This window comes from Erythrobacter sp. HL-111, from assembly GCF_900105095.1.
GTDB lineage: Bacteria > Pseudomonadota > Alphaproteobacteria > Sphingomonadales > Sphingomonadaceae > Erythrobacter.
The window spans coordinates 1,996,355-2,018,968 of the sequence record NZ_LT629743.1 but is presented as its reverse complement, the minus strand read 5'-3'; the positions used below and the strand labels follow the sequence as shown (position 1 = coordinate 2,018,968).

Below are 22,614 nucleotides of genomic sequence, written 5' to 3'. Positions count from 1 at the left end.
CCTGGCCCGGCGGCCAAATTATTGAACAGGCGGCGGTCTCCGATGCGGGGCCGCCGTTTGCTTTTGGAGCGACCCGCCGCCAGCGCAAGCGCCCGGCCGCGGTTTTCGCGAAACGAGGTCAAGACAATGCCGATCACCCCACTCATGCCCGTCTATCCGCGCTGCGGCGTGCGTCCCGTGCGCGGGGAGCACTGCCACCTGATCGACGAGGACGGGACGCGCTACCTCGATTTCGCGAGCGGGATCGCGGTCAACCTGCTCGGCCATTCGCATCCCGGCCTGATCGGCGCGATCCAGAAACAGGCCGAGACGCTGATGCACGTGTCGAACCTCTACGGCAGCCCGCAGGGCGAAAAGCTCGCGCAGATGCTGGTCGACAAGACCTTTGCCGACACGGTGTTCTTCACCAATTCGGGCGCGGAAGCGGTCGAGACCTCGATCAAGTGCGCGCGCGCCTATCACCAGAACGCGGGCGACCTAGGCGATGCGAAGCGCTTCGAGCTGATCACCTTCACCAATGCCTTCCACGGCCGGACGATGGCGACGATCAGCGCGTCGAACCAGACCAAGATGCACCACGGCTTCGCGCCGATGCTCGAGGGTTTCAAGTATGCGGAATTCGACGATCTCGAATCGGCAAGGGCGCTGATCGGGCCGAACACGGCGGGTTTCCTGGTCGAACCGATCCAGGGGGAGGGCGGTATCCGGCCGGCTTCGCAGGCATTCATGCAGGGCCTGCGCGCGCTTGCCGACGAGCATGACCTGATGCTGGTGCTCGACGAAGTGCAATGCGGCGTCGCGCGCACCGGGAAGCTCTACGCCTACGAGCACTACGGGATCACCCCGGATATCGTGGCGACCGCCAAGGGGCTGGGCGGCGGCTTTCCGATCGGCGCCTGCCTCGCCACCGAAAGGGCCGCGCGCGGCATGACCTTCGGGACGCACGGTTCGACCTATGGCGGCAACCCGCTCGCCATGGCGGCGGCGACGGCGGTGATGGAGGCGGTCGCGAACGAGGAATTCCTCGAACAGGTCCGCGACAAGGGCGAACGGCTGCGCGCGCGGCTCGAACAGTTCATCGGCAATTATCCCGAACTGTTCGAATGCGTCCGCGGCACGGGGCTGATGCTGGGGCTGAAGATGAAGGTCGAGAGCCGGCCCTTCTTCGTCCACCTGCGCGATCATCACCAGCTGCTCACCGTGGCGGCGGGCGACAACACCATCCGCGTGATCCCGCCGCTGGTGATCGGCGAGGCCGAGATGGAGGAATTCCTCGACAAGCTCTCGGCCGGCGCGGCGAGCTACAAGATGCCCGAGCCTGCCTGATGTCCGGCGCTGTGGGGGTACGGCATTTCCTCGATCTCGAAGATGCCGGGGCGGACACGATCGCGGCGATGATCAACGATGCGATCGACCGGAAGGGGGCGCGCAAGGGCTGGCCGAAAGGGCGGGCCGACAGCGACCGCCCGCTGGAGGGCCGGGTGCTCGCCCTGGTGTTCGAGAAGAGTTCGACCCGCACCCGGGTGAGTTTCGACATCGCCATGCGGCAGCTCGGCGGTTCGGTGCTGCTGCTCGATGCCGGGTCGAGCCAGCTGGGGCGGGGGGAAACGATCGCCGACACCGCGCGGGTCCTCAGCCGCATGGTGGACGCGATCATGCTGCGGACCGACGATCACGCCAAGATCGCCCAGATGGCGGCCCATGCAAGCGTTCCCGTCATCAACGGGCTGACCGACCGATCCCATCCCTGCCAGATCGTCGCGGATCTCCTCACCGTGATCGAACACGGCAAGGCGCTGCCCGGGCTGGAGCTGGCCTGGTTCGGGGACGGGAACAACGTGCTGCACTCGATCCTCGAGGCAGCCGGATTGATGAAGTTCAACGTCCGCATCGCATGTCCGGCGCGCTACCGCCCCGAAGCCGGGTTCGTCGAGCAGGCGCGGGCCGGCGGGGCGACCGTAACCTTCTTCGAGGATGCGTGCGCGGCCGCGCGCGATGCCGACGTGATCGTGACCGACACCTGGATCTCGATGGGACAGGTCGATGCGGCGGAAAAGCGTGCGGCGATGGCGCCGTTCCAGGTCGACGCCGCGCTCATGCGATGCGCCAGGCCCGACGCGATTTTCCTTCACTGCCTGCCCGCCCATGTCGGCGAAGAAGTGAGCGAGGAGGTCTTCGAAAGCGCCCAATCGGTCGTCTTCGACGAAGCGGAAAACCGGATCCACGCCCAGAAGTCCGTCCTGCTGTGGAGCTTCGGCCTGCTCGGCGAGGCGGGCTGACAATCGGGCAGGAGGGGGCTTATCGCGGGCGGCGGGAGGCCCCATATCGCCTGCCATGAAACCCGCCAGATCGACTTCCGAACTCCCCGAAACCTATTCCGACAAGCTGCTCGGTTTCACCCTCCCCGGGCGCAATGCGCGGGGGCGGGTCGTGCGGCTCGACGGGGTGATCAATGAGGTCCTCTCCGCCCACGATTATCCTGCGCCGATCACCCACCTGCTTGGCGAGGCGCTGGTGCTCGGGGCGCTCATGGGCAGCCTGCTCAAGGACGAGGGCGGGCAGCTCACCATGCAGGCCCAGACCCAGGCTGGCGTCGTCTCGCTGCTGGTCTGCGATTATCGCGGCGGATCGATGCGGGGCTATGCCGATTTCGACGCGGAAGCCCTCGCCGGGCTTGGGGCCAACCCGACGCTGGCGGCCCTGTTCGGCGAAGGTTACCTCGCGATCACCTTCGAGACCGGCGCGGGGCAGCGCTACCAGGGGATCGTGCCATTGGAAGGCGATACCCTGGCGCAGGCCTGCGAGACCTATTTCAGCCAGTCCGAACAGGTCCCGACCCTGATCCGGGTCGCGAGCCGTTCAAGCGGGGAGGGCAGGGTCGCGGGCGGCCTGCTCGTCCAGCACCTTCCCGAAGGCGAGGAAGGCCGCGAGCGGCTGCATGTGAGGATGGACCATCCCGACTGGGAGCATGTCCTCGCGCTCGCATCGACCATCAGCCACGAGGAACTGCTCGATCCCGAGCTGTCGATGGAAGCGATCGCGTGGCGGCTGTTCAGCGAGGATGACGAGATCCGCATCCAGCGCGGTGCCGATCTCGCGCGGGGGTGCAGGTGCAGTGCGGAATACTATGCCGCGGTCCTCGCACGCTTTCCGGCCGCGGACCAGCGCGAGATGCAGGACGAAGAGGGTCGGATCATGGTCGATTGCGCGTTCTGCTCGCGTCAGTTCGCGATCGAAGTCTGACATTTCGTCGCTGCTTTTGCACGGTTCACCGGCCTGTGGCATATATGTGCAAGTGGGCGCACCTTCTTTGCGCGAGAGCTGACAGATGATATCGAAATTCCCCCGAAAACTGCGCCGTTACGGGCTCGCGATCGCGGCCTCTGCATTGGCTGGCGCCATCCCGGCCGCCGCGCAGGGCGACGGTCTGGCGATGTTCCGCGACCTGGCGAAGGGAGAATGGACGATCAAGCACCGCGACGGTTCGGGAGAGAGCAAGGTCTGCGTGCGGACGGGGGAGGAGTTGATCCAGCTTCGCCACGGCGATCTCAATTGCAGCCGCTTCGTGGTCGAGGACGAGCCGTCGAAGATCACGGTGCAGTACGCCTGCCCCGGCAACAACTACGGCCGCACCAATATCAGGCGGGAGACCCGTTCGCTGGTGCAGATCGAAAGCCAGGGCATCGCATCGGGGCTGCCCTTCGAGTTCTCCGCCGAAGCCCGCCGGACGGGCACCTGCTGATCGGGCCGAAGAACCGGCTTTCTCAAGCGCCCGCCTGACGCTAGGGCCGCCCGATGACGAAAAGTGGAGGCGACCAGGAACGACCGGCTGCCGTCGTGCTGCTTTCGGGCGGGCTCGATTCCATGGTGACCGCGGCAATCGCGCGCGAGCGGGGCTTTGCGGTCCATGCGCTGACGGTCGACTACGGGCAGCGCCATCGCCTCGAACTGCAATCCGCCCGCCGCATTGCCGCGCGGCTCGAACTGGCCGAGCAGGTCGAGATCGCGCTCGATCTGCGAAAGTTCGGGGGGTCGGCGCTGACCGACGCGATCGAGGTTCCGAAAGACGGGGTCGGCAGCGCGATACCCGTGACCTATGTTCCGGCGCGCAATCTCGTGTTCCTTGCCCTGACGACCGCCTTCGCCGAGGCCCGCGGTTCGCGGGACATCTTCATCGGGGTGAATGCGCTGGATTATTCCGGCTATCCCGATTGTCGCCCCGAATTCATCGCGAGTTTCACCGAAACGGCGCGGCTGGGCACCAAGGCGGGTGTGGAAGGCCGGCCCTTCACGGTTCATGCGCCGCTCCAGCACCTGACGAAAGCGGACATAGCACGCGAATGCGCGAGGCTCGGGCTGGACCCGGCATGGAGCTGGTCGTGCTACGACCCGACGGAGGAGGGGCTCGCCTGCGGAGCATGCGATTCCTGTCGCCTGCGGAAAAAGGGATTTGCCGAGGCTGGACTAGTCGACACCACGCGCTATGCGACGTGACCGGACGGGGGAGAACCCTTGCCGTTCAGAACGATAAAGGCCGAGGGGAGCTTCACTTGAGCGACGACATCAAGGGCCTGCCGAGCGCAGCCGACGACCGCGTGCCCGCGTACAGCTGGTATGCGCTGAGCGTGCTCGTGCTGGTCTATGTCCTCAACTTCATCGACCGGCAGATCCTCTCGATCCTGGCGAACGACATCAAGCGCGATCTCGGTGTCGACGATGCCTATCTCGGGTTCCTCTACGGCACGGCCTTCGCGATTTTCTACGCGCTGTTCGGCATCCCGCTCGGTCGCCTCGCGGACAGCTGGAAGCGCGTGCGGCTGATGACGCTCGGGCTGACCCTGTGGTCTGCGATGACGGCCTTTTCGGGATTCGCCCGGGATGCCTCGACCCTTTCCGTTGCGCGGATCGGCGTGGGTGTGGGGGAAGCCACCGCGAGCCCGTCCGCCTATTCGCTGATCTCCGATTGGTTCCCGGCCCGGCTGCGCGCGACGGCGCTCGCGATCTACAGTTCGGGGCTCTATATCGGCGGGGGCATCTCGCTGGCGATCGGCGGGTTCATCGTCGACGGCTGGAATCGCGCCTATCCGGCGGGCGATCCGTGGCTGGGGCTCGCGGGTTGGCAAGCCGCGTTCGTGGCGGTGGGCCTGCCCGGCCTGCTTCTGGCGGTCTGGGTTGCGACCCTGCGCGAGCCGATCCGCGGCGCGATCGACGGGATGGTCTCTCCGGAGGACCCGCATCCGTTTCGCGGCTTCGTGCGCGAACTCTACACGATCATTCCCGGCTTCACCTTCTTCGGTGCCGCGGCGCGGGGATGGCGGAGCCTTGCTCTCAACATCGCGGTTTTCGCGTTTTCCCTGGCAGCCGCCCATGGGCTGACGGTGGCGCTCGGCTCGGGTGAGGGGGCGATCGTGCTCGGTCTCGGGGGGCTGCTCGGGGCAAACCTGCCGGAGGTCACCGACCAATGGTTGCTGCTGGCGATCGGCTATTACGCGGTCTTCTGCTGGGCGAGCGCGCTGCGCGTGCGGGATTATCCGACCTTCGCGCTGACCTGGGGGTCACCGGCGTTCCTGTGCACGATTCTCGGCTACGGAACGGTCGCCTTCATGGCCTATTCCGCCTCCTACTGGGGCGCGCCCTATGCCGAACGGACCTTCGCCGAAGTCTCGAAATCCGCCCTCGGCTTCTGGCTCGGCGGCGGCGGGGCAGTCGGCGGTTTTCTCGGGGTCATTCTCGGCGGCAGGCTCGCGGACGTGCTGCTGGAGCGCACCCCGACAGGCCGGGTCTGGGTGATCATGTTCGGGTTGTTGAGTCCGATCCCCTTCGCGGTGGCGCAATACACGACCTCGAGTTGGACCTTGTTCATCGTGCTGAACATCGTCACGAGCGCGCTGGCGGCATCGGCGCTCGGCGCGGCGGCGGCGACCAGCCAGTCGCTCGTGCTTCCCAGGATGCGCGGCACCGCGACGGCGACCTTCTTCCTCGCAACGACCCTGGTGGGCCTCGCCCTAGGCCCCTACCTCGCCGGTTACGTATCGGCGCGCAATGACGGCGATCTGTCGGTAGGGGTGCTGACGACCCTGTGGATCACGCCGATCGGCCTTGCCCTGCTCGCCACGGCAGCCCGTCTGGTGCCCAAGGCCGCCGCCACGATCGCCGAGCGCGCGCGGGCCGCCGGTGAGCCGGACATAGCCATTCGGGACGCCTAGCGCAGTCACACAAGTTCGGAGTGCGGCTTCGGCTGCGGGCGGCGTCGGATGCGGCGGCGCGCCGGGGTTCTCATGCACCTGCGGAGGCAATGGTGCGGATGGCCAGCCGTTTTGCGAGATCCGAAGCTTCGCAGTCACCGGCCGAGATCAGCGAAGAGATCATTCGGCAAGTTCACCGCCGTCCCCGGCGCAACAGGCAAAAAAGAAGGGCCGGATCGCTCCGGCCCTTCCTTGTAGTCGCGGTATCGATCGACCTTACATGCCCGAACCGGGACCGTAGGTGATCTCCACGCGGCGGTTCTGCGCCTCGCGAACACCGTCCGCGGTCGGGACGCGCGGTTGGGATTCGCCGAAGGCTTCGCTCGTGATCCGACCATCGGGAACGCCCCGGCCCTCGAGATACTCGCGCACCGAATCGTTGCGACGAGCCGCAAGAGCCATGTTGTAGGTCGCGCTGCCCGCACGGTCGGTGTGGCCGGCAAGCATGACGCTGGCGTTGCCGCAATTGGCATAGGCCGTCACCGCGCTGTCGAGAATGGTCGCCGCTTCAGCCGTGATCCTCGACTCGTCGAAGTCGAAGAAGACGATGTAGGGGCCCGTGTTGCACGGCGGCGGCGCGGGAGGCGGCGGCGGCGGCGGGGGAGGCGGCGGCGGGGGAGGCGGCGGCGGAGGCGGAGGCGGCGGGGGCGGCGGAGGCGGCGGGGCCTCTTCTTCGCCACCGAAGTTGTAGATGATCGAGCCGAGGATCGAGTGCGAGGTCAGATCGGTATTGAAGCCGATGCCGCGGGTGTCGATGACGTTCACGTCTTCGGCGTTGAAGTACCGATACTTCAGGCCGACATCCCAGTTGTCGCTCAGCGGAGCGCGGACGCCCGCAAGAAGCTGCCAGGCAAGGCCGGTGTCGGAATCGTCGAACGCGCCCGGGCCGCTCAACGCGACGGAGCCTTCGAGATCGACGCGTGCAACACCGATACCACCACCGAAGAAGGCCTGGATGCCGTCGTCGGAGCCGAAATCGAACAAGCCGTTCAGCATGAAGCTGAGCGCGTTGAACTCGCCACTGGCAGGAAGCGTTTCACCGAAGACGGCAGTACCGGGACCGCCCGCCGGATTGCCGGCCTGAAGGCCTGCCGCACCGGCGGAAAGATCTTCGAGATCGGCCGCGCGATAGCTGGCCTCGGTTTCGATGCGGAAGGCGCCGAAATCGTAACCCACCGCAGCGCCGAAGTCGTAGCCTTCGCTGAAATCGGCCTGAGCATCGCTCGGGTTGCCGTCCACGTCGAACGAGATGTCCTCGACAATCATGGCACCACCGTCACCCTGGATGTACCATTGACCCTCGCGAGCCATGGCGGGCGCGGAGAGTGCAGTCGAAGCCATCGCCATACCAATGACGATTTTACGCATTCTAACATTCCCCTTTTTATTGCATTGAGGCACCGGGCACCTCTATCTTTTCCCTCTGGGCGAGGCAAGCAGTCAATCGCCGCAAACTGTTGCAAGAATGCCGCGATCGCGCCCCAATTTCCCCGCAGTTCCGCCGTTCCCGGAGGTCTGATGTGCTTTGCCGACCGCGGCGTGGTCAGGCGGAATCGGGCGAGAGCAAACCTATGTTACGGAGCGCCGCGATAAGTTGCATGAGGCCATCGCGCGCTTCCTGATCGATGACCGTCCCGCCCTCGGGGGCGGGCGGCTGCACGGCCCGGGTCCAATCCCCTTCGAAATGATACCAGCACCGCGCGGCCCGATCGAAGACCTGCATTCCGGCCTGGGGGGGCACGAAATGCCATCCGCCGCCGATCCTGACCGCGATCGAGCGATCCCTGCCGCTCCATTCGCCCGTCGCTTCGTCAAGGACCCTGTAGCAGGCGCCTTCCGCCGGATCCGCCGGGGGTGCGTCGAGCGCCGCGGTGACGGCCCGGGTCATCAGGGAATCGAGCAGGCAGAAGGCCTGGTTGAGAAAGATCTCCCTTTGTGCCTGGCCGGCGAATAACAGCGGCAATCCCAGCCCGTCGGTCCGGGAAGGGAAAGTGATCGGATCAACCATGAATTGCCTCCAGAAGTCAGGATAGGTGCCCCAGCAGAAGCGGCGGCGAATGCGAATAGGTGCCGACCTGCTTGACCCAGACGGGGCCCGGTCCGTGCGCGCCGAGCAGGTCGGTGCGGACCGAAAGCGACAGATCGATCGAGCCCACCTGGGTCGGCCAGGTCGCGTGGGGTTCCTCCACCGGTCCGAAGCCGACCAGGTATTCCTCGCGTTCCTCGACGAGCGGGACCTCGACTCGGTCGTCCCACCGCCACTGCCCGCGTGCCCTGCGCGTCCAGCCGAAGGTCCAGGTCCCGGCCGCATCGACAAGAAGAGCGGGATGGACCGGGGCGAGCGGACGCCGCGATGCGCCGACATTGCCCAGCATAGCGAAAACCGGGTTCGCGTCGCCCCGGCCGATCGCCGCCAGGCGGGTGCCAGCAGTCGGCGCGACTCTCGCCGGATCGAGGGGCACGAGGGCCTCGCCCAGCAGGATCACCCGGGTTCCGGCGACATGGCGATGCTGGGCGAGGTGTTCGGTTCCCCCCCTTCCGCGCAGGAGGCCCGACAGCTTCCAGCGCGTCGGCCCGGTTCGTTCGCCCCGCAGATACTGAAGTACCTCTCCGCCGACCAGGAGCCGGTTCGCTCCCGCTGCGAGACCGGAAACATCGGTGTCCGGGAAGAATCCATCCTCGCGGCTCGTCTCCACCTCGAGCGCTGCACCCTGTTCGATCAGGTGGCACCCTGACGGCCGCAGGTCGCTCGCCAGCATCCCCGTCATCGCGCGCGCAGAGCCGGTGCTGCCGATCTCGAGCAGGCTTTCGCCCCGTTCGACGAAAAGCGCCGCACCGCGCCATGCCGCCGTCGATGCGCTGGCCGCAGCGAAGATCGCAATCGAACCGGGCGACTGCGTCCCGTCCGCAGGCAGTTCGAACGCATCGAGCACCGTTGCCGGAAGCGCTAGGTCCTCGGCAAGATTGGACGATCCGGGATCACCGGGCGCCGTCTCATCAAAGGTCGGCGGGAGCCGTTCGAGCCCGAGCTCGATCCCCCGATCGTGCCATTCCCAGTCCCTGACGAGCCACATCCCGGGCACCTCGGGCAGGCGAACGACGCTTCCCGGCCGGATCGAGGGATCGAGCGCAGCGCACAGCCATGACCTGCGCTCGCGCCGCCAGCGGGCGCGGTGTGCTTTCGCGTTGGCGAGCCGCCGCGCATTCTCGGCAAGCATCGTCGCGGGAAGGTCGAGCATCGTCTCGCGCCCGTCGGTCCGTTCGCCGATCGCGCGTTGCACCCCCGGCTGGTAGTCGCGTGCCTCGTCGTAATAGCGCAGAGCAACCGGTTCCCGCTCGCCGTCCTCGCCGCGATGCAGGCGCCGCTCGACCGCACCGCCGCGAGCGGATCCGGCCAGTTCTTCGGGCAATAGCGGGGCATCTTCCGGGATGTCCGCCCGCGCAGAAAGGCAGACTTTCCCCGCGGACAAGGAAACGGATAGCGGATAGACTTGGTCGATCGCTGCCAGCGTGTTCGCGACCGGCCCGCCCTCGTCCGCGAAACCGCGTGCATGGGGCAGCAGGAGGTCGCTCGCATCGGCATCGATCTGCGGAAACAGCCGGTCCATTCGCACATGGGCCTCGTCCTCGCCGATGACCTCGAATGTGAGCGCGGGAATGCGGTTGCCGAAGTCGGACAGTTCGAGATTCTCGAAAACGACGTAGGCGAAGTCGCGGAACGCGGGGGCATTGCTGCCGCGGTCCGCGGCGATGAGCGGATCGACCGGGTCGTCTCCATGGCCGCGATAGGTTCGCATCATCCCTGCGACCTTGAGATCGCCGGCGGCGCCCCGCAGCAGCCGGCCATCGGCCCAGACCCTGCGGACCGCGCTGATCGGCGTGCTCGAAAGCGCGACGGCAAAGGAGGCCGAATAGCTGTAGGTCGTGGTCGATGGTCGACCCTTTCCGCCTCCCTGGCTCGATTTCGCCTCGACGAGATCGGTCGCCCATATGATCGTCCCGGCGATCCGCATCCGCCCGAACTGGCGCGGCACCGCCTGGCCGTAGCTCGAGGTGGTGACGGCGAGTTCCTTGAGCCGCGGGCCTTCGCGCCGACCGCCCCCGAAGATGGCCTGGTCCGCCTGCCGGCCGACGAGCCCTCCGATCGCGCCGCCGACCGGGCCTGCGATCGCTGTCCCGAGCGCCGTGAGCACGAGTGTCGCCATGGGACTAAGCTCCTTCTCGCGGTCCAAGCCGCCAGTGCATGATCCGATCGAGCTCGCCCGCCACCGGTTCGCGGACCACGCGGCGCAGGCCCGCATGGGCGTGGATCACCGCGCGGGGTTGTTCGATCACGAGCAGGTGGTGCTGGCCGGGCGCAGGGCCGACGAGCGCGATGTCGCCGGGCCGGAGCGGCCCCGAAACCGGGACGAACCCGGACCGCACGGCGCAGTCGAGGAGGCCGTCGATCGACCGGTTGCGCAAGCCGTAGCCGACCGGCGCGAAATGTTCGCGGCCGATCGCGGCGAGGCAGGCCGCGACGAGGCCGATGCAATCGAGCCCCGTCGCAGGGTTCCGGCCGAACAGGAGGAAGGGGCAACCGATCATCGAGCGTGCCGCTTCGACGAGGCGCGCCGCCTCGCTTGTCCCGGCGCTCATCCACCGGCACCGTGTCGCGCCAGCAGGTCGTTGCCCGGAAGGAAGGGCTCCCCGCGGAAATTGAGCGCGTTCCCGAACCGCGAGGCGCAGGTCGCGAGCGTGCGGTCGCACCCTTCCCTGATCTCGGCCCTCGCCCCAAGCGGTGTGCCCCCGGCCAGAGGTCGGTCGAGCGTCACCCAGTCGCCGCTTCCGCCCACGATGCCGAGCGCAAGGCCTGTCTGGGGACCCTCGAGGAACCGGACGCGCCCATTGATGCAGGCCGCCGCATCGAGCGATGCGAAGCGGGCGCGATTGCGATCGAAGTCGAGATCCGCCAGGGTGCGAATGCTCGTGAACCGGATCGCGGACAGGCCGCAGCCGGGGCCGCAGAACGCGGCGCGGCAAGTCGGGCTGGTCCGCGGCACGATGTCCTGTTCGAGGTCCTGCTTGGCGGACTTGAGTTCGGCTGCGAAGCTGCGGTCGTCGCTTTCGATCCGGCCGAGCCGGCCCGAATAGAGCACATGCCAGTCGAGCAATTCCCAGTCGACGATCCCGATCTCGATCGCGGCCTGATCGAACAGGCCCGCCGCGAGTTCGTCCGCGCGGATCGAATCGTGGCTCAACACTCCCTCGACCTCGGCGTTGTCGCGCGACAGGTCGGCATTAAGCCGGATGGCCGAAGGAACCATGCCCGGGGCCGCCTTGTGCATGATGCCCCCGCAGAAGAGATCGCGGTCATGGCTGGTGAAGCCGAGCGCCACCCCGTCGCGTCGGTAGACCCGCCAGAATGTCGCGGCGGTATCGAGCTCCCGGTCGAAAAACACGCGCATCAGCGAGCCTCTCGCAGTTCGACGAGCGGGATGCTCGGCGCTTCCCCAGCGGCGAAATTGACGCCGGCGATGTCGATCCGGTCCTCGGCGAAGCGGACCGGCACGTCGAACAGGAAGCCCGCGCGAACTTCCGCCCCTTCCGGCGGCGCTGCGAGGAACCGGATGATGCCGAGCGGCCCTAGCGTCCAGTCGGCGCTCGGCGTGCCCGCGACACTCACGAGGAGCGTGTCGCCGCGTGGGCGCGTGATCGGCCGGACCTGCGGCTCGGGTCCGGTGCCGTAGGTCTTCACGAGCGGGAAATCGGCTCTCAGCCCGTCGCCCGTCCCGATCAATTGGTCCAGCATCGTCGGAACACCCGTCATGCCGTTCGAGCTGTGGTCGTACGGATCGCTGATGCGAAACCCTCGCGCCGGGCCGTAGCGGGCGCGGAAGAAGGCGATGAGTTCGGCCAGTTCGGCTTCGGAGCGGATGCCGGGACCGACATCGAAATGCATCAGCGCGTCCGACCAGAGCGCGTTGCGCCGCTCATGCCCGGACGCGGTCAGCGCGATCGAGGTCGAGAATTCCGGCGCCACGGCGGTGTTGCGGCCCAGTGCGAAGGGGTAGAGCACATCGTCGAAGGATTGCATGTCGCTGGTCCCGGTTGGAGGAAGGCGGGTGTAGCCGTCGCGCGTGACCTGGGGCAGCGCCCAGACGTATTGCCGCGCGATGCCGCGGGCGGCGGCTTCGTCGATGCCGCGGTCGATGCGCGGCCAGAAGCTTTCCGCATCCGCCGGGTCGAGGACGAAGCCCGCGAGGTAATCCTGCTGGCCGGGCGGATAGCCGAGCTTCGCATCGGCGAAGGCATAGCCCTGTCGGCGTAGCCCGTCCGCTCCCGCGGTCAGCCAGTCGTAATCTTCCAGCTGGAGGCGATCGAACGCCGGTGCCGCCCAGCTTTGCGGCAGGTTGGCACGGTGAACTTCGGGCATCGCCGGATCAAGGATCGTCGGCATGAACGCGAGGAGAAGGACCTCGGCAGGCCCCTCGGCGGCATCGCGGACGGCGGCGGTGAGGGCAGCGGTGGAATCGGCGAGGAGGGCGCCGGCTGCATCGAGCAGGGCGATCGCTTCCTGCCCCAGGGGCTGGCGCAGGTCGCCGATCGCAACCGGCTCCCCGCCAAGCGCCGCCCTTGCAGCGTCGTCGCAAAGGCAGATTTCACCCGCTGTGGTGATCCACCACCAGGGCTCGCCGATCTGGAACCGCACCGGCAGGTTCGCCGCGCGCAGCATCGCCACGAAGCCTCGCGCGACCTCGGCAAGCCAGCCCATCGCCGGGGCGCTGGCCGGGGAAAGCAGCGTCGAAGGCGGCGACCACCCCGTGAGCGCCGGCAGACCCGCGGCCGTGCGCTGCTTCCAGTCTTCCGGGCAATAGTCGTCGAACAATTCGTAGGAGAGCGAGACGATCACCTCGAGACCGTTCTCCCGGGCGAGTTCTAAAAAAGCGTCATGCCACGATTTCGCCGGTTCGCAGATCCGGCCCGAAGGCTCCGCGAGCAGCGCGCCGCCAGCGGTCCGGGCGAGCCGCATGAAATGGCTCATCCCGACGTAATGGACGATGTCCGAGCGATAGCCGAGCCCGACGATGTTGCGCAGCAAACGCGCAGGGGTCTGATTGTAGGCATCGTCGTAGGCCGTCGCCATCCGCAGGCCATGGATCGGCAGCAGCACGTCCCCCGTTTCGAGCATGGCCCGTCCGCCATCGGCTTCGATCTCGGACATGATGACCCGGCCGTTGACTCGCCCGGGAAGGGGCGCGGTGCTTTCGGGATTGTAGCCCGGGGCGACGATGGAAATGAACATCCGGTCGATATCCGCAGGATGGACCGGTTCGCCGGGCAGGGTGTAGCCGCTTTCGAGCGCCGAGAAGGGCAAGGTGATGCGGGCGTCGGTGGGCGATCCCTCGGCATAATTCCAGAGCCTCACGTACCAGACCCTGACCGTGCCTGCTGCATCGCGGCCTTCGATCGTGAGGGTCGGGCCGTTCGGCTGGTCGAGCGGGATCAGGCCTTCGGAGCGCCAGCGAAAGCTGAGGCTCGTGTGCGAGTAATCGCGATCGGTCGCATAGCCCAGAAGCGGGTGGTCGAAGCGGTCCACGCTTTCCCAGATCAGACCGACGAGTTCGTCTTCGTGGTGGAGTTCGACATCGACGCGAACCGCGTCCGGACCCTCCGCCACCACCGAAGCCATTGCCGGGCGGGGAAAGTTGATGGTCCAGAAGCGCGGATCGAACCGCTGGATGAAAGTCGTTTCCTGCGCGCGCCGCTCGCGCGCCAGCCAGAATGCCATGTCCTGCCCCCCTTGCTCAGGCCTGCTCGAGCGCGCGCCGCACGGCGCTGGCGAGTTGCCGGGAAGAGCGGCGCATCGCGGCCGGGGCGGCCGTCTCGGCAGGCGTGCTCAGCTGGATCGCCACGCGCACGTCGCGTGCCCCTGCACCCCCTGTTCGCGTGGGTTCGATCCGACCGGCTGTCGTCGGCACGAAGATTTCCGGGCCACGCTCCCCGACCAGAAATCCTCGGCCGGGCGAGACCGGCCCGCCCGTCGCGCGCCCCGGAAGGCCGAGCAGGGCGCCGAAGGACTGGGCGAGAAAGCCGCCGAGCCCTCCGCCGGACGAGCCGAAAACCTCGCCGAAGCCCGATTGCAGCGCGTGCCCGGCGATGTCGTCGAGGGCGCGCAAGGCGAGACGCCTGAGATCTTCGAAACCCAGGCTGCCGCGCCGCAGCGCCGAGAGCAGACCACGCTCGAGCGTCGCGCCGGCCCTGTCGAAGCCATCGATCAGCGACGCGTCGATCGAGCCGCGGACGCTTTCGAGATCAGCCGCGAAACCCTCCGTGCTGGCCCGCAGATCGATCACGAGTTCGTCGAATGTGTCAGCCATGCCGGTCTCGCTCCATCATTCGGTCGATTTCCTCCCGGCTCGGAGCTTCGGCGCCCGCGTGACCGCTCAGGGGTTGCAGGGCCAGCGCCAGCTCGCGCGGGGTCGATGTCCAGAATTGCGCCGGGCTCCAACCGAGCGCTTGCGCCGCGAGCGCGCTGGCCCGCGCCGCCATTTCGCCGAAGGTCCGGTTCATCCGCCGCCCTGGATGACCTGGGCGAGGATCGCGCGGACCGGCCGTGTGGCGGCGACGAGCCCCGTTTCGAGCAGGGCTTCGCCGACCGCTTCGCGGCTGGGCCGGCTCTCCGCCGCCATGCAGTGCCACAGGAGCGCGCGCATTTCCCGGAGCGTCAGCGCGCCCTCCGACGCCCGTTCGACGAGCGCGAAAAGCGAACCGAGTTCCTCCTCCGCCGCCACCAGGCTTTCGAAACTCGGACGCAGGACGTGCTCGGTGCCCGCGACCGCGAGGGTCGTTTCCCCGCGGACGGGGTTGGCGGGCCTCGTCATGCGCTCACCACCGGACCGGAGCTTTCGAGCTGCAGCGTGTAGGTGCGCTCGCCATTGAAATCGCCCGAATAGTCGAGCCGCTGGACGAGGAACCGACCACGCAGGCGCTCGCCGCCCTCGAAGGCGAGCTCGTAGTCGTCGATCGTCCCGGCGAGGGCGTGGCCGCGAACCCGGCTTTCCGCGGCGCTGCCGAGGAAGATGCCGGCTGCGCTCACCGAAACCGAGCGGGTTCCGGCCCCCGACAGGAGATCGCGCCATCCCGCCGATTGCTTGTGGGTGACGACGACCGGGTCGCCGTTGATCGACATCTGGGTGGTCCTGAGGCCCGCGACCGTTTCGTAGGCGGGCGAAGCTGTGCCGTCGCCGATCTTGAGCAGGAAGGCGGCGCCGTTCTGGGCTGGCATGGGCGTTACTCCTCGGTGGGTTCGAAAATGCGAAAACGGAATTCGAGCAGGGCACCGCGCAGGTTGTTCGCGCGCGCCTCGCTGCGCGCGCGCAAGAAGCGGATCGAGGCAAGTTCGAAGGCGGTGGGAGACGGGTCGAAAGCGAGCACCCGGCGTTCGATCGCCGAAAGCAGTTCTGCGTCGGCGGCCGGATCATCGGTGCGGCTTTCGAGTTCGAGCGCGAGCCGCACTTCGCGGCCCGGGCGGTCCTTTGTCCCCCAGTCGGCCGACGCGCTCGCCGCGATCCCGAGCCAGGGCGCGCTCGCGCCGAGCGGCACTTCCTCCTCGATCGTGTTGATCGCGGAAAGGTCGGGGGCAGCACGCAACCATTCGATGAGCTGCGCTCTCAATGCGTTTTCCATGGTCAATCCTGTGCGAAGCCGGGCCAGAGGGCGCTGGCCGAGCGCCAGGCGTGGTCCGGACCGGTGCGGGAGGCGCTTCGATCGCTTTGCATTCGCGCGGCTCGCCGCTCGGCATGGCGCGCAAGAGAGGCGATCACCGCATCGACATTGCTTTGCGCCTCGATCATGCGAGCTTCCGGACGCGCCAGGGAAGCCACAGGGCGGTGACGCTGGCCGGGGCGGCGACACCGGCCTGAGCAGAGCGGGCCTCGGCCGGCCGGTCGCGCTCGCGGAAATGATGCGCGGCCAGCCTGATGATGCCCTGGCGCAGCGGCGGGGGCAGGCTGGCCCAGTCGGCCGCGATGCCGGCCTCGACCCGGACCGCAAGGGTCCGGCCGTCGCCCCGGCTCGAAAAGGAGATCCGTGCCCTGCCGCCCGCGGCGATGGCGAAGTCGTAGTCCTCGCCAGCGAGTGGCAGGCGTGTCGCATCGTCCGCGATCTCCTCGACCGAGACGAGGGCGCGCACCGGTTCCACCGCGAGATCGTGCGCGCCGCCCAAAAAGGGCAGTTCTTCCTCGACCAGCTGGGCCAGCGGCACCCGGCCGGTGAAGGCTTCGCACAAGGCGTGGCTTGCTTCGAGCAGAGCGACGAGCATCGTGTCGTCGGCCGGGCGGGTGATCCCGAGCCAGGATTTGAGTTCGCCCAGCGGCTCGCCGGCCAGGCTGGCCGGCTGCACGATGGTCCGTCGCATTGCGGTCTCCCGAAAGGTTGAGGACGACAAAACACACGAAAGCGCCCGCACCGCCCGGGCAGGGCGAGGCGGCGCGGGCGCCAGTGAACGGGACGCGCGGGCAGGGGGAACCCGTGCGTCCCGGGGAGGGGTAGGCGAGGGGCGTCAGGCCTCGATCTTGAGCAGCTTGATCGCGTTGCTGTCGAGCACCTGGCCGCCGATCCGCCGGGTGGCGTAGAAATGGACGAAGGGCTTGTTCGTGAAGGGATCGCGCAGGAGCTTCGTCGCGCCCTGCTCGGTGACCAGGTAGCCGTGCCGGAAATTGCCGAAGGCGATGGGGAAGGCGCCGCCTTCGATGTCGGGCATGTCCTCGGCTTCGATCACCGGATAGCCGAGCAGCCGGTCGGGCTGGCCTTCGACGAGTCCGGGCTGCCAGAGGAAGGCACCATCGGACGTCTTGAGCTTGCGGACGGCGGCGAGCGTGGTCGAATTCATCACGAAGCAGGCCCCCTGGCGGTGGCCGGCCTTGAGCGAATGGATGAGGTCGATCAGCTTCGCGTCCGGCTCGTCATCGAAGCCGGTCGCGCTGCCCGAGCCGATGTACTGCAACTGCCCGAAGGCCCGGGTGTCGTCAGCGGCGAGGCCGGTCGGAGCCCGGAGGAAGCCTTCGGGCTGGTTGGTGCCGGTGCCATTCACGAAGGCCGCCCCCTCGGCACGGGCGAACTCCGCCGCGATCTCGGCGGCAAGCCAGGCCTCGAGGTCGAAGGCGACGTCATCGAGCATGGCCTGGCTCGCGGCCGGGTTGGCGTAGAGTTCCCCGGTCGGCGGGGCGATCTCGGCGAAATCGGGAGTCGAGGTCGCGGGACGGGCCGCGGTCTCGCTGACCCAGCCGGATGCGGTGCCGCCGGTGGCGATGAGCTTGCGATAGCCCGAGGTGCCCACTCTCACCACCTGCGCGATCGTGCGGATCGGGCTGATCTCCGTAAGTTCGCGGGCGATGATCGCGTCGAGTTCGCGCGGCACGGCATAGCCGCCCTCGCCGGGCGTGGTGCCCTGGATCGACTTGATCTCGGACTCGCGGCCGCGGCGCAGATAGCCCTCGACGAAGCCCTTCACCTCGGCGCTCTGCGTCTCCCGCCCGGCGATCGAGGGGCGCGTCGCGGCCCGGGCGACCTTGTCGAGCCGCGACTTCACCTCGTCGACATCGCCGCGCAACCGGCGGATCTCGGCCTCGGCCTTGTCCTGGCGGGCGACGATGTCGAAGCTTTCCTCGAGGTCGGCCGGAACGTTGCCGACAACGCTGTCGCTATTAAGGGGAGTTTCCATAATCAGACCTTTCTGCTGGCACGAAAAGAACCGCCGGGGAGCGCATGTCCGGGACCCCGGCGAACGCGGGTTCAGGCGACGAGATGGACGCGCGCGCCGAACTGCATCGGGCGGGTGACGAGGCTGATTTCGAACAGGTCGATCTCGAGCAGTTCGCGGCCGGCTTCGGACCGGCGCGCCTGGCGGGCGCGATAGCCGAAGCTGAGGCCGCTCACGCCTGCCCCACGCAGGAGCTGTGCGGCGCGCGAGTGCGGCCGGTCGATGCGCGCGATCACGCGCAGACCGCGGGCATCCTCGCAGGCGTGCTCGACAACCCCGATCCGCTGGTCCGGACGATGCTGCCAGAGCAGGGGGAGCGGGAAGCTGCGGCTCGCGAGCGATGCGGCGAACGCGCCCCGCCGGATGGTGTCGCGGGCCGCATCCGGGAGGTCGAACAGCCCGGCATAACCGGCAAAGCGCAGCGGTTCGCCGGTAGGAGCGGCGGCACAGGCCGGGGCAGGGGCGCTCACAGCAGGTCCCACGCGCCGAGGCGGAAGGCGATGCCGATGAGCAGCAGGGCCAGGGCAGCCCGGATGACCCATTCGATGAAGGCCTGCCACGCGCTCGCCTTGGCATCGCGCCATGCCTGCAGCAGCTCCCGCAATTCGCCGAGATCGCCTTCGGCCTGGGCATCGTCGAGGCCGAGCCGTTCGAGGATGCGATCGGCGGCGAGCTCGCTCGTCTCCTCCACGATCGCGCGCAGCGTCGCCAGTTCCGCTCCGTCCTCCGTCGCCCGTTTCATGAGCGTGGCGAGAATTGCAGGGCGGTTCATGGGGCGTTCTCCTCTGCCGCAAATCCGAGCATCTGGCGTTTCTCCGCGCGGCTGAGGAAATCGGCATCGCTGACCTGTTTCCAGAGCCGCTCGCGGTCTTCCGAAAGGGCCGTGATCCGATCGAGGTCGATCGCGATCGAGGCGGCCGGGAACCACGCTTCGAGCCCTTCCTCGAGAGCGGAAAAGAGCTTTTGGGCGAGCGGGAGCAGGGTCAGGCGCCACAGCGCGCGGTTGGCTTCGCGGTAGTTCGAATAGGTGTTGTCGCCCGGCAGGCCGAGCAGCATCGGCGGCACGCCGAAGGCGAGCGCGATCTCGCGCGCGGCGGCGCTTTTCAAACTGGCGAAATCCATGTCTGCCGGCGACAGCGCCATGCTCTGCCACTTGAGCCCGCCATCGAGCAGGAGCGGCCGACCCGCGTTGTGCGCGCCGGCGAAGGCGCTTTCGAGTTCGTTTCGCAGGCGATCGAACTGGTCCTGCGTCAGCCCGGCCCCGTCGCCGCTTTCGTAGACCAGCGCACCCGAAGGCCGCGCCGCGTTCTCGAGCAGGGCATGGTTCCAGGCCGTCGCTGCATTGTGTACCAGAATGGCCTGGTTGGCAGCCGCCAGTGAACCGGCGCCGAGATGATCGTCGAGCGGATGCAGCGCCTTGATCTGGATGATCGATGGCCAGCCCTGCTCGTCCTCGACCGGGATCGTCACACCCTCGTCGCCGACCTCGTAGCGGAAGGCCTGCGGCCAGCCGTCGGGACCGGCGATGATCGAGACTCGGTCCGGCCTCAGCGCGAAGAGCTCGACCGGACGGCCGGAGGCGTCCTTCAGGATCTGGACGTAACCATTGCCGTGCAGCAGGACATGGGCCGCCAGGCTCTCGACCAGCGGCTGGCCGGCGCTGGTCGCCTTGACCAGCCTGGCGAGGTCCGGGTCGCTGCACGACATCGGCGCCTGGCCCACCCCCTCGGCCACGATCCGCACGGCGCGCTGGGCGATCGGGTTGGCGAGATAGGCCGCCTCGACCGCGCGCCGGTATTCGAAGGATCGCGGCGTTCCGACCGGTCCCGAGCCGGCGAAGCATCCCTGAAGGTATCCCGGGAACAGGGGCACACGGTTGCGCTCCCCGCCCTTGAAGGCGGAGAGCAGCGTGTCGATCAAAGCCATGAAGGTTCCTTCGTGATCGGCCGCCCCACGCGGCCCGGTTCAGATCTGCCTGACGCGAGGATCGCCCGCGCGCGAAAGCAGCAGTTCGGTCATCGCCCAGACCAGCGCGTCGGCCCGGTCCGGGCTGCGGCCGGGGCCGCTGTAGTCGCCGCCCAGCATCATGCCGCAGAGCTGATCCTCGAGCTGCGCGAACACGCCGTGGTGACGGATCTTGCCGGCGCTGTAGAGCGCGGCGACAGGTTCCGCCCGCGCGGTCTTGCCGCGGCTCGCATGGACCAGCTTGACCGGCAGGGCGTGATCGGCGGCGTGAAGGACGCTCCTGACCATCGCCCCGCCCTGGTTCGCTTCCGCCACGACGCGGTCGGCCTCCCAGGCGGCGGCGGCATCGGCAGCGGCCCGTGCCCAGCGGCCCGGGGCGGCGTTCCCGATGGAGCAATCGGCGAGCACCCGGGCGATCCCGTCCTGTCCGAGCGCGGCGACGATGATACCGCATTCGTCGCCTTCCGCCGAGGCGGGCGGATCGATCGCGATCACGACGCGCCTGGCGGGCGGGCATTGGCCGCTTTCCCGGATCGCTTCGATCAGCGCGCGCTGCCACAGGGCGCCCTCGATGTCGCGCAGGAGTTCGCCACTGATTTCCTGCCGGGCGAGCTGGCTGCCCGCGAATTCGGCTTCGATCGCGGCGAGGAAACGCCGAGGCAGGTTGGCCGAATTGTCATGGGTCGATCCGCGCGTCACGACCGTGTCGCCGTAGGCCTCCTGGTTGAGCAGGCGTTCGACCAGCGGGACCGGACGCGGGGTGGTGGTGACCACGATCCTCTGCTCCTTCCCGAGCCTCAGCCCCATCAGCAGGTTGTCCCAGCACCGCGTCGCACGCTGGTGGGAAACCGGCCACTTGCCGATCTCGTCGCACCAGGCGTGGCTGTGCTGCGGCCCGCGCAGGGCTTCGGGCTCGAGCGCACTGAACAACTGGGCCTGCGCGCCGCCGGGGAATCGCAAGCGTCGCAGGGACGGCTCGAACAGCGGCCTGCGCTCGGGCGGAGTGCACGAGAGGATGCCGCTTTCTCCTTCCACCATCACGGCGCGCGCCTCGGCGAGCGAGGCCGAAACGAGCGCGATGCGCGCATCGGGGTGTTCCTCTGCGACCGAGCGCACCCATTCGGCCCCCGCGCGGGTCTTGCCGAAGCCGCGCCCGGCCATCACCAGCCAGACCCGCCAGTCGCCGGGAGGGGCCAGCTGCGCCGGGCGTGCGAAGAGATGCCAGTGGTAGTCGAATTCGCAGCGCTCCGATGCATCGAGGGACTCGGCCAGTTCGACAATCCGGACCGGTTCCGACCGGGCGAAGCATTCGAGCGGCTCGATCATGCCGCGGGCTCTCCGGCCGCTTCCTCGCCCGCGATCCGGTGCCGGATGTCCGCGATCTTGCGATCGATCGAGGCGCGGATTTCGGCAGGGGTGACATCGCGTCGTTCGGGTTCTGCGCGGGCCGTGGCGTCGCGGCGAAGGGCGAGCAGCCGGATCGCGCCGGCGAAATCGTACTTCGTTCCATCCTGCGTCATGAAGTCGCCCTGGCGCAGGCGGCGCAGCACCTCCATTTCGAGATCTTCGTAGCCCATCGCGAGCGCCGCGCCCCACGCGCGATCGAATTCGGCTTCGGTCTTGCGGGCGCGATAGGCCCGGGCGGGCGAGACCCCCGCGCGCTCGGCGGCAAGCCGCACGCAGGATGTCTGTTCGAGCTCGGCAATGAAACGCTCCCGCCAGCGGGGATGGACGCGGCGACGAGTCTTGCATCCGGTGGCGGCCGGATGCGGGGGTGCCATCATCGAGGAAACCTCTTGGAATGCGCTGAACCGGGGCGGGGCCTGGTGTCGGGGGGCGTGTTGTCCGGGGCCCGAATCGCACTATCGCGATGATGGAAGTTGCTAACCCATAAGCGTCACGATGTCAACATAAAATAACCATATGGGTGATAACTCGCCGCTTGCGCGGCCGCGCGGCCTCGCCTAATCCCCCGGCTCCCAAGAACGAAAGGCCCTCAGGTGGCGTGGCTCCGCAGGCTCTACAACTGGACCATGGACAAGGCCGCGCACCGCCAGGCGCAGTGGTGGCTGGCCTTCTTCTGCTTCATCGAGGCGAGTTTCTTCCCGATCCCGCCGCATCCGCTGCTTGGCCTGATGTGCCTTGCCGAACCGGACAGGGCGCTGCGCTTCGGGATCATCGCAACCCTGTCCTCGGTCGCGGGCGGATTGCTCGGCTATGCGATCGGCTGGGGCCTTTACGGCAGCATTGGTGAATGGCTGATCGCGACGCTGGGTTATGCCGAAGTGTTTCCGGCGGCCCAGTGCCGGTTTGCCGAACTGGGGCCGTGGGCGGTGTTCCTCGGCGGGGCGACCCCGGTTCCCTTCAAGCTGATGACGCTGACGGCCGGGTTCATGGAGATGGCGCTCGTGCCCTTCATCCTCGCCAGCCTCGCCGGGCGCGGGCTCGTCTTCGTGGTCGTCGGCGCGCTTTTCAAGCTGTTCGGAACCCCGATCAAGGCCTTCATCGAGCGTTATCTCGGCCTCGTCACGACCGCCTTCGCGGTGCTGGTCGTTGCCGGCTTCGTCGCCGTCACCCAGCTGCGCGGCAGCGAGGACGGGACAACCACCGGGGAGGCCTGCGTCGAGGCCGTCCCCCTCGGGGAAAGCGCGGACTGACCGC

General features: G+C 68.0%; 26 protein-coding genes. 7 read left to right on the top strand and 19 right to left on the bottom strand.

Annotation, left to right across the window (positions count from 1 at the left end):
- The first annotated feature begins 126 nt into the window (after nucleotides 1–126).
- From BLU08_RS09550 to BLU08_RS09525, 6 genes are all read left to right on the top strand, one after another.
- On the top strand, nucleotides 127–1,326 hold the full coding sequence (locus BLU08_RS09550) for an aspartate aminotransferase family protein (protein ID WP_090198780.1): 1,200 nt from the start codon (nucleotides 127–129) through the stop codon (nucleotides 1,324–1,326).
- Nucleotides 1,326–2,279, top strand: a complete 954-nt coding sequence (gene argF / locus BLU08_RS09545; protein WP_090198777.1) for an ornithine carbamoyltransferase — start codon at nucleotides 1,326–1,328, stop codon at nucleotides 2,277–2,279. The genes BLU08_RS09550 and argF overlap by 1 nt, the downstream gene beginning before the upstream one ends.
- Before the next feature lie 55 nt (nucleotides 2,280–2,334).
- Nucleotides 2,335–3,243 carry an Hsp33 family molecular chaperone HslO gene (locus BLU08_RS09540; protein WP_090198773.1) on the top strand — a complete coding sequence of 303 codons (909 nt, stop codon included), beginning with the start codon at nucleotides 2,335–2,337 and terminating at the stop codon, nucleotides 3,241–3,243.
- A gap of 85 nt (nucleotides 3,244–3,328) precedes the next feature.
- Nucleotides 3,329–3,742 (top strand): hypothetical protein, encoded by a 414-nt coding sequence (locus tag BLU08_RS09535; protein WP_090198771.1) that lies wholly within the window; start codon nucleotides 3,329–3,331, stop codon nucleotides 3,740–3,742.
- Nucleotides 3,743–3,795: 53 nt separating this feature from the next.
- Nucleotides 3,796–4,494 (top strand): 7-cyano-7-deazaguanine synthase QueC, encoded by a 699-nt coding sequence (gene queC / locus BLU08_RS09530; protein WP_090198766.1) that lies wholly within the window; start codon nucleotides 3,796–3,798, stop codon nucleotides 4,492–4,494.
- A gap of 56 nt (nucleotides 4,495–4,550) precedes the next feature.
- Nucleotides 4,551–6,206, top strand: a complete 1,656-nt coding sequence (locus BLU08_RS09525) for an MFS transporter (protein ID WP_233995925.1) — start codon at nucleotides 4,551–4,553, stop codon at nucleotides 6,204–6,206.
- A gap of 255 nt (nucleotides 6,207–6,461) precedes the next feature.
- On the opposite strand, the gene BLU08_RS09520 is transcribed toward BLU08_RS09525, so the two are convergent.
- The 19 genes from BLU08_RS09520 to BLU08_RS09435 all read right to left on the bottom strand — a co-directional run bounded on the left by BLU08_RS09520 (nucleotide 6,462) and on the right by BLU08_RS09435 (nucleotide 21,737).
- Nucleotides 6,462–7,613, bottom strand: a complete 1,152-nt coding sequence (locus tag BLU08_RS09520) for an OmpA family protein (protein WP_090198760.1) — start codon at nucleotides 7,611–7,613, stop codon at nucleotides 6,462–6,464.
- A gap of 175 nt (nucleotides 7,614–7,788) precedes the next feature.
- Nucleotides 7,789–8,253 (bottom strand): DUF2793 domain-containing protein, encoded by a 465-nt coding sequence (locus BLU08_RS15190; RefSeq protein ID WP_157674502.1) that lies wholly within the window; start codon nucleotides 8,251–8,253, stop codon nucleotides 7,789–7,791.
- Nucleotides 8,254–8,269: 16 nt separating this feature from the next.
- On the bottom strand, nucleotides 8,270–10,450 hold the full coding sequence (locus BLU08_RS09510) for a phage tail protein (protein ID WP_157674501.1): 2,181 nt from the start codon (nucleotides 10,448–10,450) through the stop codon (nucleotides 8,270–8,272).
- A gap of 4 nt (nucleotides 10,451–10,454) precedes the next feature.
- A complete protein-coding gene (locus tag BLU08_RS09505) occupies nucleotides 10,455–10,883 on the bottom strand; it encodes a hypothetical protein (RefSeq protein ID WP_197676856.1) in 429 nt (142 codons plus the stop codon).
- Complete coding sequence (locus tag BLU08_RS09500) at nucleotides 10,880–11,692, bottom strand: DUF2163 domain-containing protein (protein WP_090198753.1); 813 nt, start codon at nucleotides 11,690–11,692, stop codon at nucleotides 10,880–10,882. The genes BLU08_RS09505 and BLU08_RS09500 overlap by 4 nt, the downstream gene beginning before the upstream one ends.
- Nucleotides 11,692–14,016: a DUF2460 domain-containing protein gene (locus BLU08_RS09495; protein WP_090198750.1), complete on the bottom strand. Its 2,325-nt coding sequence runs from the start codon at nucleotides 14,014–14,016 to the stop codon at nucleotides 11,692–11,694. The genes BLU08_RS09500 and BLU08_RS09495 overlap by 1 nt, the downstream gene beginning before the upstream one ends.
- 16 nt (nucleotides 14,017–14,032) lie before the next feature.
- On the bottom strand, nucleotides 14,033–14,605 hold the full coding sequence (locus BLU08_RS09490) for a tail tape measure protein (RefSeq protein WP_090198747.1): 573 nt from the start codon (nucleotides 14,603–14,605) through the stop codon (nucleotides 14,033–14,035).
- Nucleotides 14,598–14,798: a phage tail assembly chaperone gene (locus tag BLU08_RS09485; protein WP_090198744.1), complete on the bottom strand. Its 201-nt coding sequence runs from the start codon at nucleotides 14,796–14,798 to the stop codon at nucleotides 14,598–14,600. Before BLU08_RS09485 ends, BLU08_RS09490 begins: the two co-directional genes overlap by 8 nt.
- Nucleotides 14,795–15,109 carry a gene transfer agent family protein gene (locus BLU08_RS09480; protein ID WP_090198741.1) on the bottom strand — a complete coding sequence of 105 codons (315 nt, stop codon included), beginning with the start codon at nucleotides 15,107–15,109 and terminating at the stop codon, nucleotides 14,795–14,797. The genes BLU08_RS09485 and BLU08_RS09480 overlap by 4 nt, the downstream gene beginning before the upstream one ends.
- Nucleotides 15,106–15,513: a phage major tail protein, TP901-1 family gene (locus BLU08_RS09475; protein ID WP_090198738.1), complete on the bottom strand. Its 408-nt coding sequence runs from the start codon at nucleotides 15,511–15,513 to the stop codon at nucleotides 15,106–15,108. Before BLU08_RS09475 ends, BLU08_RS09480 begins: the two co-directional genes overlap by 4 nt.
- Before the next feature lie 5 nt (nucleotides 15,514–15,518).
- Complete coding sequence (locus BLU08_RS09470) at nucleotides 15,519–15,914, bottom strand: DUF3168 domain-containing protein (RefSeq protein WP_090198736.1); 396 nt, start codon at nucleotides 15,912–15,914, stop codon at nucleotides 15,519–15,521.
- Nucleotides 15,915–15,916: 2 nt separating this feature from the next.
- Nucleotides 15,917–16,081, bottom strand: a complete 165-nt coding sequence (locus BLU08_RS15185) for a hypothetical protein (RefSeq protein WP_157674500.1) — start codon at nucleotides 16,079–16,081, stop codon at nucleotides 15,917–15,919.
- The gene (locus BLU08_RS09465) at nucleotides 16,078–16,644 is read right to left on the bottom strand and encodes a hypothetical protein (RefSeq protein WP_090198733.1); all 567 of its coding nucleotides are present in this window, start codon (nucleotides 16,642–16,644) and stop codon (nucleotides 16,078–16,080) included. Before BLU08_RS09465 ends, BLU08_RS15185 begins: the two co-directional genes overlap by 4 nt.
- A gap of 144 nt (nucleotides 16,645–16,788) precedes the next feature.
- Nucleotides 16,789–17,949 (bottom strand): phage major capsid protein, encoded by a 1,161-nt coding sequence (locus BLU08_RS09460; RefSeq protein WP_090198730.1) that lies wholly within the window; start codon nucleotides 17,947–17,949, stop codon nucleotides 16,789–16,791.
- A 71-nt stretch (nucleotides 17,950–18,020) separates the two neighbouring features.
- Nucleotides 18,021–18,458 (bottom strand): HK97 family phage prohead protease, encoded by a 438-nt coding sequence (locus BLU08_RS09455; protein WP_233995924.1) that lies wholly within the window; start codon nucleotides 18,456–18,458, stop codon nucleotides 18,021–18,023.
- Nucleotides 18,455–18,760, bottom strand: a complete 306-nt coding sequence (locus BLU08_RS09450; protein WP_090198725.1) for a DUF6127 family protein — start codon at nucleotides 18,758–18,760, stop codon at nucleotides 18,455–18,457. The genes BLU08_RS09455 and BLU08_RS09450 overlap by 4 nt, the downstream gene beginning before the upstream one ends.
- Complete coding sequence (locus BLU08_RS09445; RefSeq protein ID WP_090198722.1) at nucleotides 18,757–19,914, bottom strand: phage portal protein; 1,158 nt, start codon at nucleotides 19,912–19,914, stop codon at nucleotides 18,757–18,759. Before BLU08_RS09445 ends, BLU08_RS09450 begins: the two co-directional genes overlap by 4 nt.
- 39 nt (nucleotides 19,915–19,953) lie before the next feature.
- A complete protein-coding gene (locus tag BLU08_RS09440; protein ID WP_090198719.1) occupies nucleotides 19,954–21,279 on the bottom strand; it encodes a DNA-packaging protein in 1,326 nt (441 codons plus the stop codon).
- Entirely contained in the window at nucleotides 21,276–21,737 is a 462-nt protein-coding gene (locus BLU08_RS09435; protein WP_233995923.1) for a hypothetical protein, read from the bottom strand. Before BLU08_RS09435 ends, BLU08_RS09440 begins: the two co-directional genes overlap by 4 nt.
- 249 nt (nucleotides 21,738–21,986) lie before the next feature.
- Between BLU08_RS09435 and BLU08_RS09430 the strand changes: the two genes are divergently transcribed.
- Nucleotides 21,987–22,610 (top strand): YqaA family protein, encoded by a 624-nt coding sequence (locus BLU08_RS09430; protein ID WP_090201222.1) that lies wholly within the window; start codon nucleotides 21,987–21,989, stop codon nucleotides 22,608–22,610.
- The last annotated feature ends 4 nt before the right edge of the window (nucleotides 22,611–22,614 follow it).

Bases quoted from the DNA above. Each gene is read 5' to 3' on its own strand.
- BLU08_RS09505 (WP_197676856.1), bottom strand. From the start codon at position 10,883: ATGAGCGCCGGGACAAGCGAGGCGGCGCGCCTCGTCGAAGCGGCACGC.
- BLU08_RS15190 (WP_157674502.1), bottom strand. From the start codon at position 8,253: ATGGTTGATCCGATCACTTTCCCTTCCCGGACCGACGGGCTGGGATTG.
- BLU08_RS09540 (WP_090198773.1), top strand. From the start codon at position 2,335: ATGAAACCCGCCAGATCGACTTCCGAACTCCCCGAAACCTATTCCGAC.
- argF (WP_090198777.1), top strand. From the start codon at position 1,326: ATGTCCGGCGCTGTGGGGGTACGGCATTTCCTCGATCTCGAAGATGCC.
- BLU08_RS09535 (WP_090198771.1), top strand. From the start codon at position 3,329: ATGATATCGAAATTCCCCCGAAAACTGCGCCGTTACGGGCTCGCGATC.
- BLU08_RS09475 (WP_090198738.1), bottom strand. From the start codon at position 15,513: ATGCCAGCCCAGAACGGCGCCGCCTTCCTGCTCAAGATCGGCGACGGC.
- BLU08_RS09435 (WP_233995923.1), bottom strand. From the start codon at position 21,737: ATGATGGCACCCCCGCATCCGGCCGCCACCGGATGCAAGACTCGTCGC.
- BLU08_RS09490 (WP_090198747.1), bottom strand. From the start codon at position 14,605: ATGGCTGACACATTCGACGAACTCGTGATCGATCTGCGGGCCAGCACG.
- BLU08_RS09480 (WP_090198741.1), bottom strand. From the start codon at position 15,109: ATGACGAGGCCCGCCAACCCCGTCCGCGGGGAAACGACCCTCGCGGTC.
- BLU08_RS09430 (WP_090201222.1), top strand. From the start codon at position 21,987: ATGGACAAGGCCGCGCACCGCCAGGCGCAGTGGTGGCTGGCCTTCTTC.
- BLU08_RS09440 (WP_090198719.1), bottom strand. From the start codon at position 21,279: ATGATCGAGCCGCTCGAATGCTTCGCCCGGTCGGAACCGGTCCGGATT.
- queC (WP_090198766.1), top strand. From the start codon at position 3,796: ATGACGAAAAGTGGAGGCGACCAGGAACGACCGGCTGCCGTCGTGCTG.
- BLU08_RS09550 (WP_090198780.1), top strand. From the start codon at position 127: ATGCCGATCACCCCACTCATGCCCGTCTATCCGCGCTGCGGCGTGCGT.
- BLU08_RS15185 (WP_157674500.1), bottom strand. From the start codon at position 16,081: ATGATCGAGGCGCAAAGCAATGTCGATGCGGTGATCGCCTCTCTTGCG.
- BLU08_RS09450 (WP_090198725.1), bottom strand. From the start codon at position 18,760: ATGAACCGCCCTGCAATTCTCGCCACGCTCATGAAACGGGCGACGGAG.
- BLU08_RS09485 (WP_090198744.1), bottom strand. From the start codon at position 14,798: ATGAACCGGACCTTCGGCGAAATGGCGGCGCGGGCCAGCGCGCTCGCG.
- BLU08_RS09460 (WP_090198730.1), bottom strand. From the start codon at position 17,949: ATGGAAACTCCCCTTAATAGCGACAGCGTTGTCGGCAACGTTCCGGCC.
- BLU08_RS09510 (WP_157674501.1), bottom strand. From the start codon at position 10,450: ATGGCGACACTCGTGCTCACGGCGCTCGGGACAGCGATCGCAGGCCCG.
- BLU08_RS09520 (WP_090198760.1), bottom strand. From the start codon at position 7,613: ATGCGTAAAATCGTCATTGGTATGGCGATGGCTTCGACTGCACTCTCC.
- BLU08_RS09465 (WP_090198733.1), bottom strand. From the start codon at position 16,644: ATGCGACGGACCATCGTGCAGCCGGCCAGCCTGGCCGGCGAGCCGCTG.
- BLU08_RS09445 (WP_090198722.1), bottom strand. From the start codon at position 19,914: ATGGCTTTGATCGACACGCTGCTCTCCGCCTTCAAGGGCGGGGAGCGC.
- BLU08_RS09500 (WP_090198753.1), bottom strand. From the start codon at position 11,692: ATGCGCGTGTTTTTCGACCGGGAGCTCGATACCGCCGCGACATTCTGG.
- BLU08_RS09470 (WP_090198736.1), bottom strand. From the start codon at position 15,914: ATGGAAAACGCATTGAGAGCGCAGCTCATCGAATGGTTGCGTGCTGCC.
- BLU08_RS09495 (WP_090198750.1), bottom strand. From the start codon at position 14,016: ATGGCATTCTGGCTGGCGCGCGAGCGGCGCGCGCAGGAAACGACTTTC.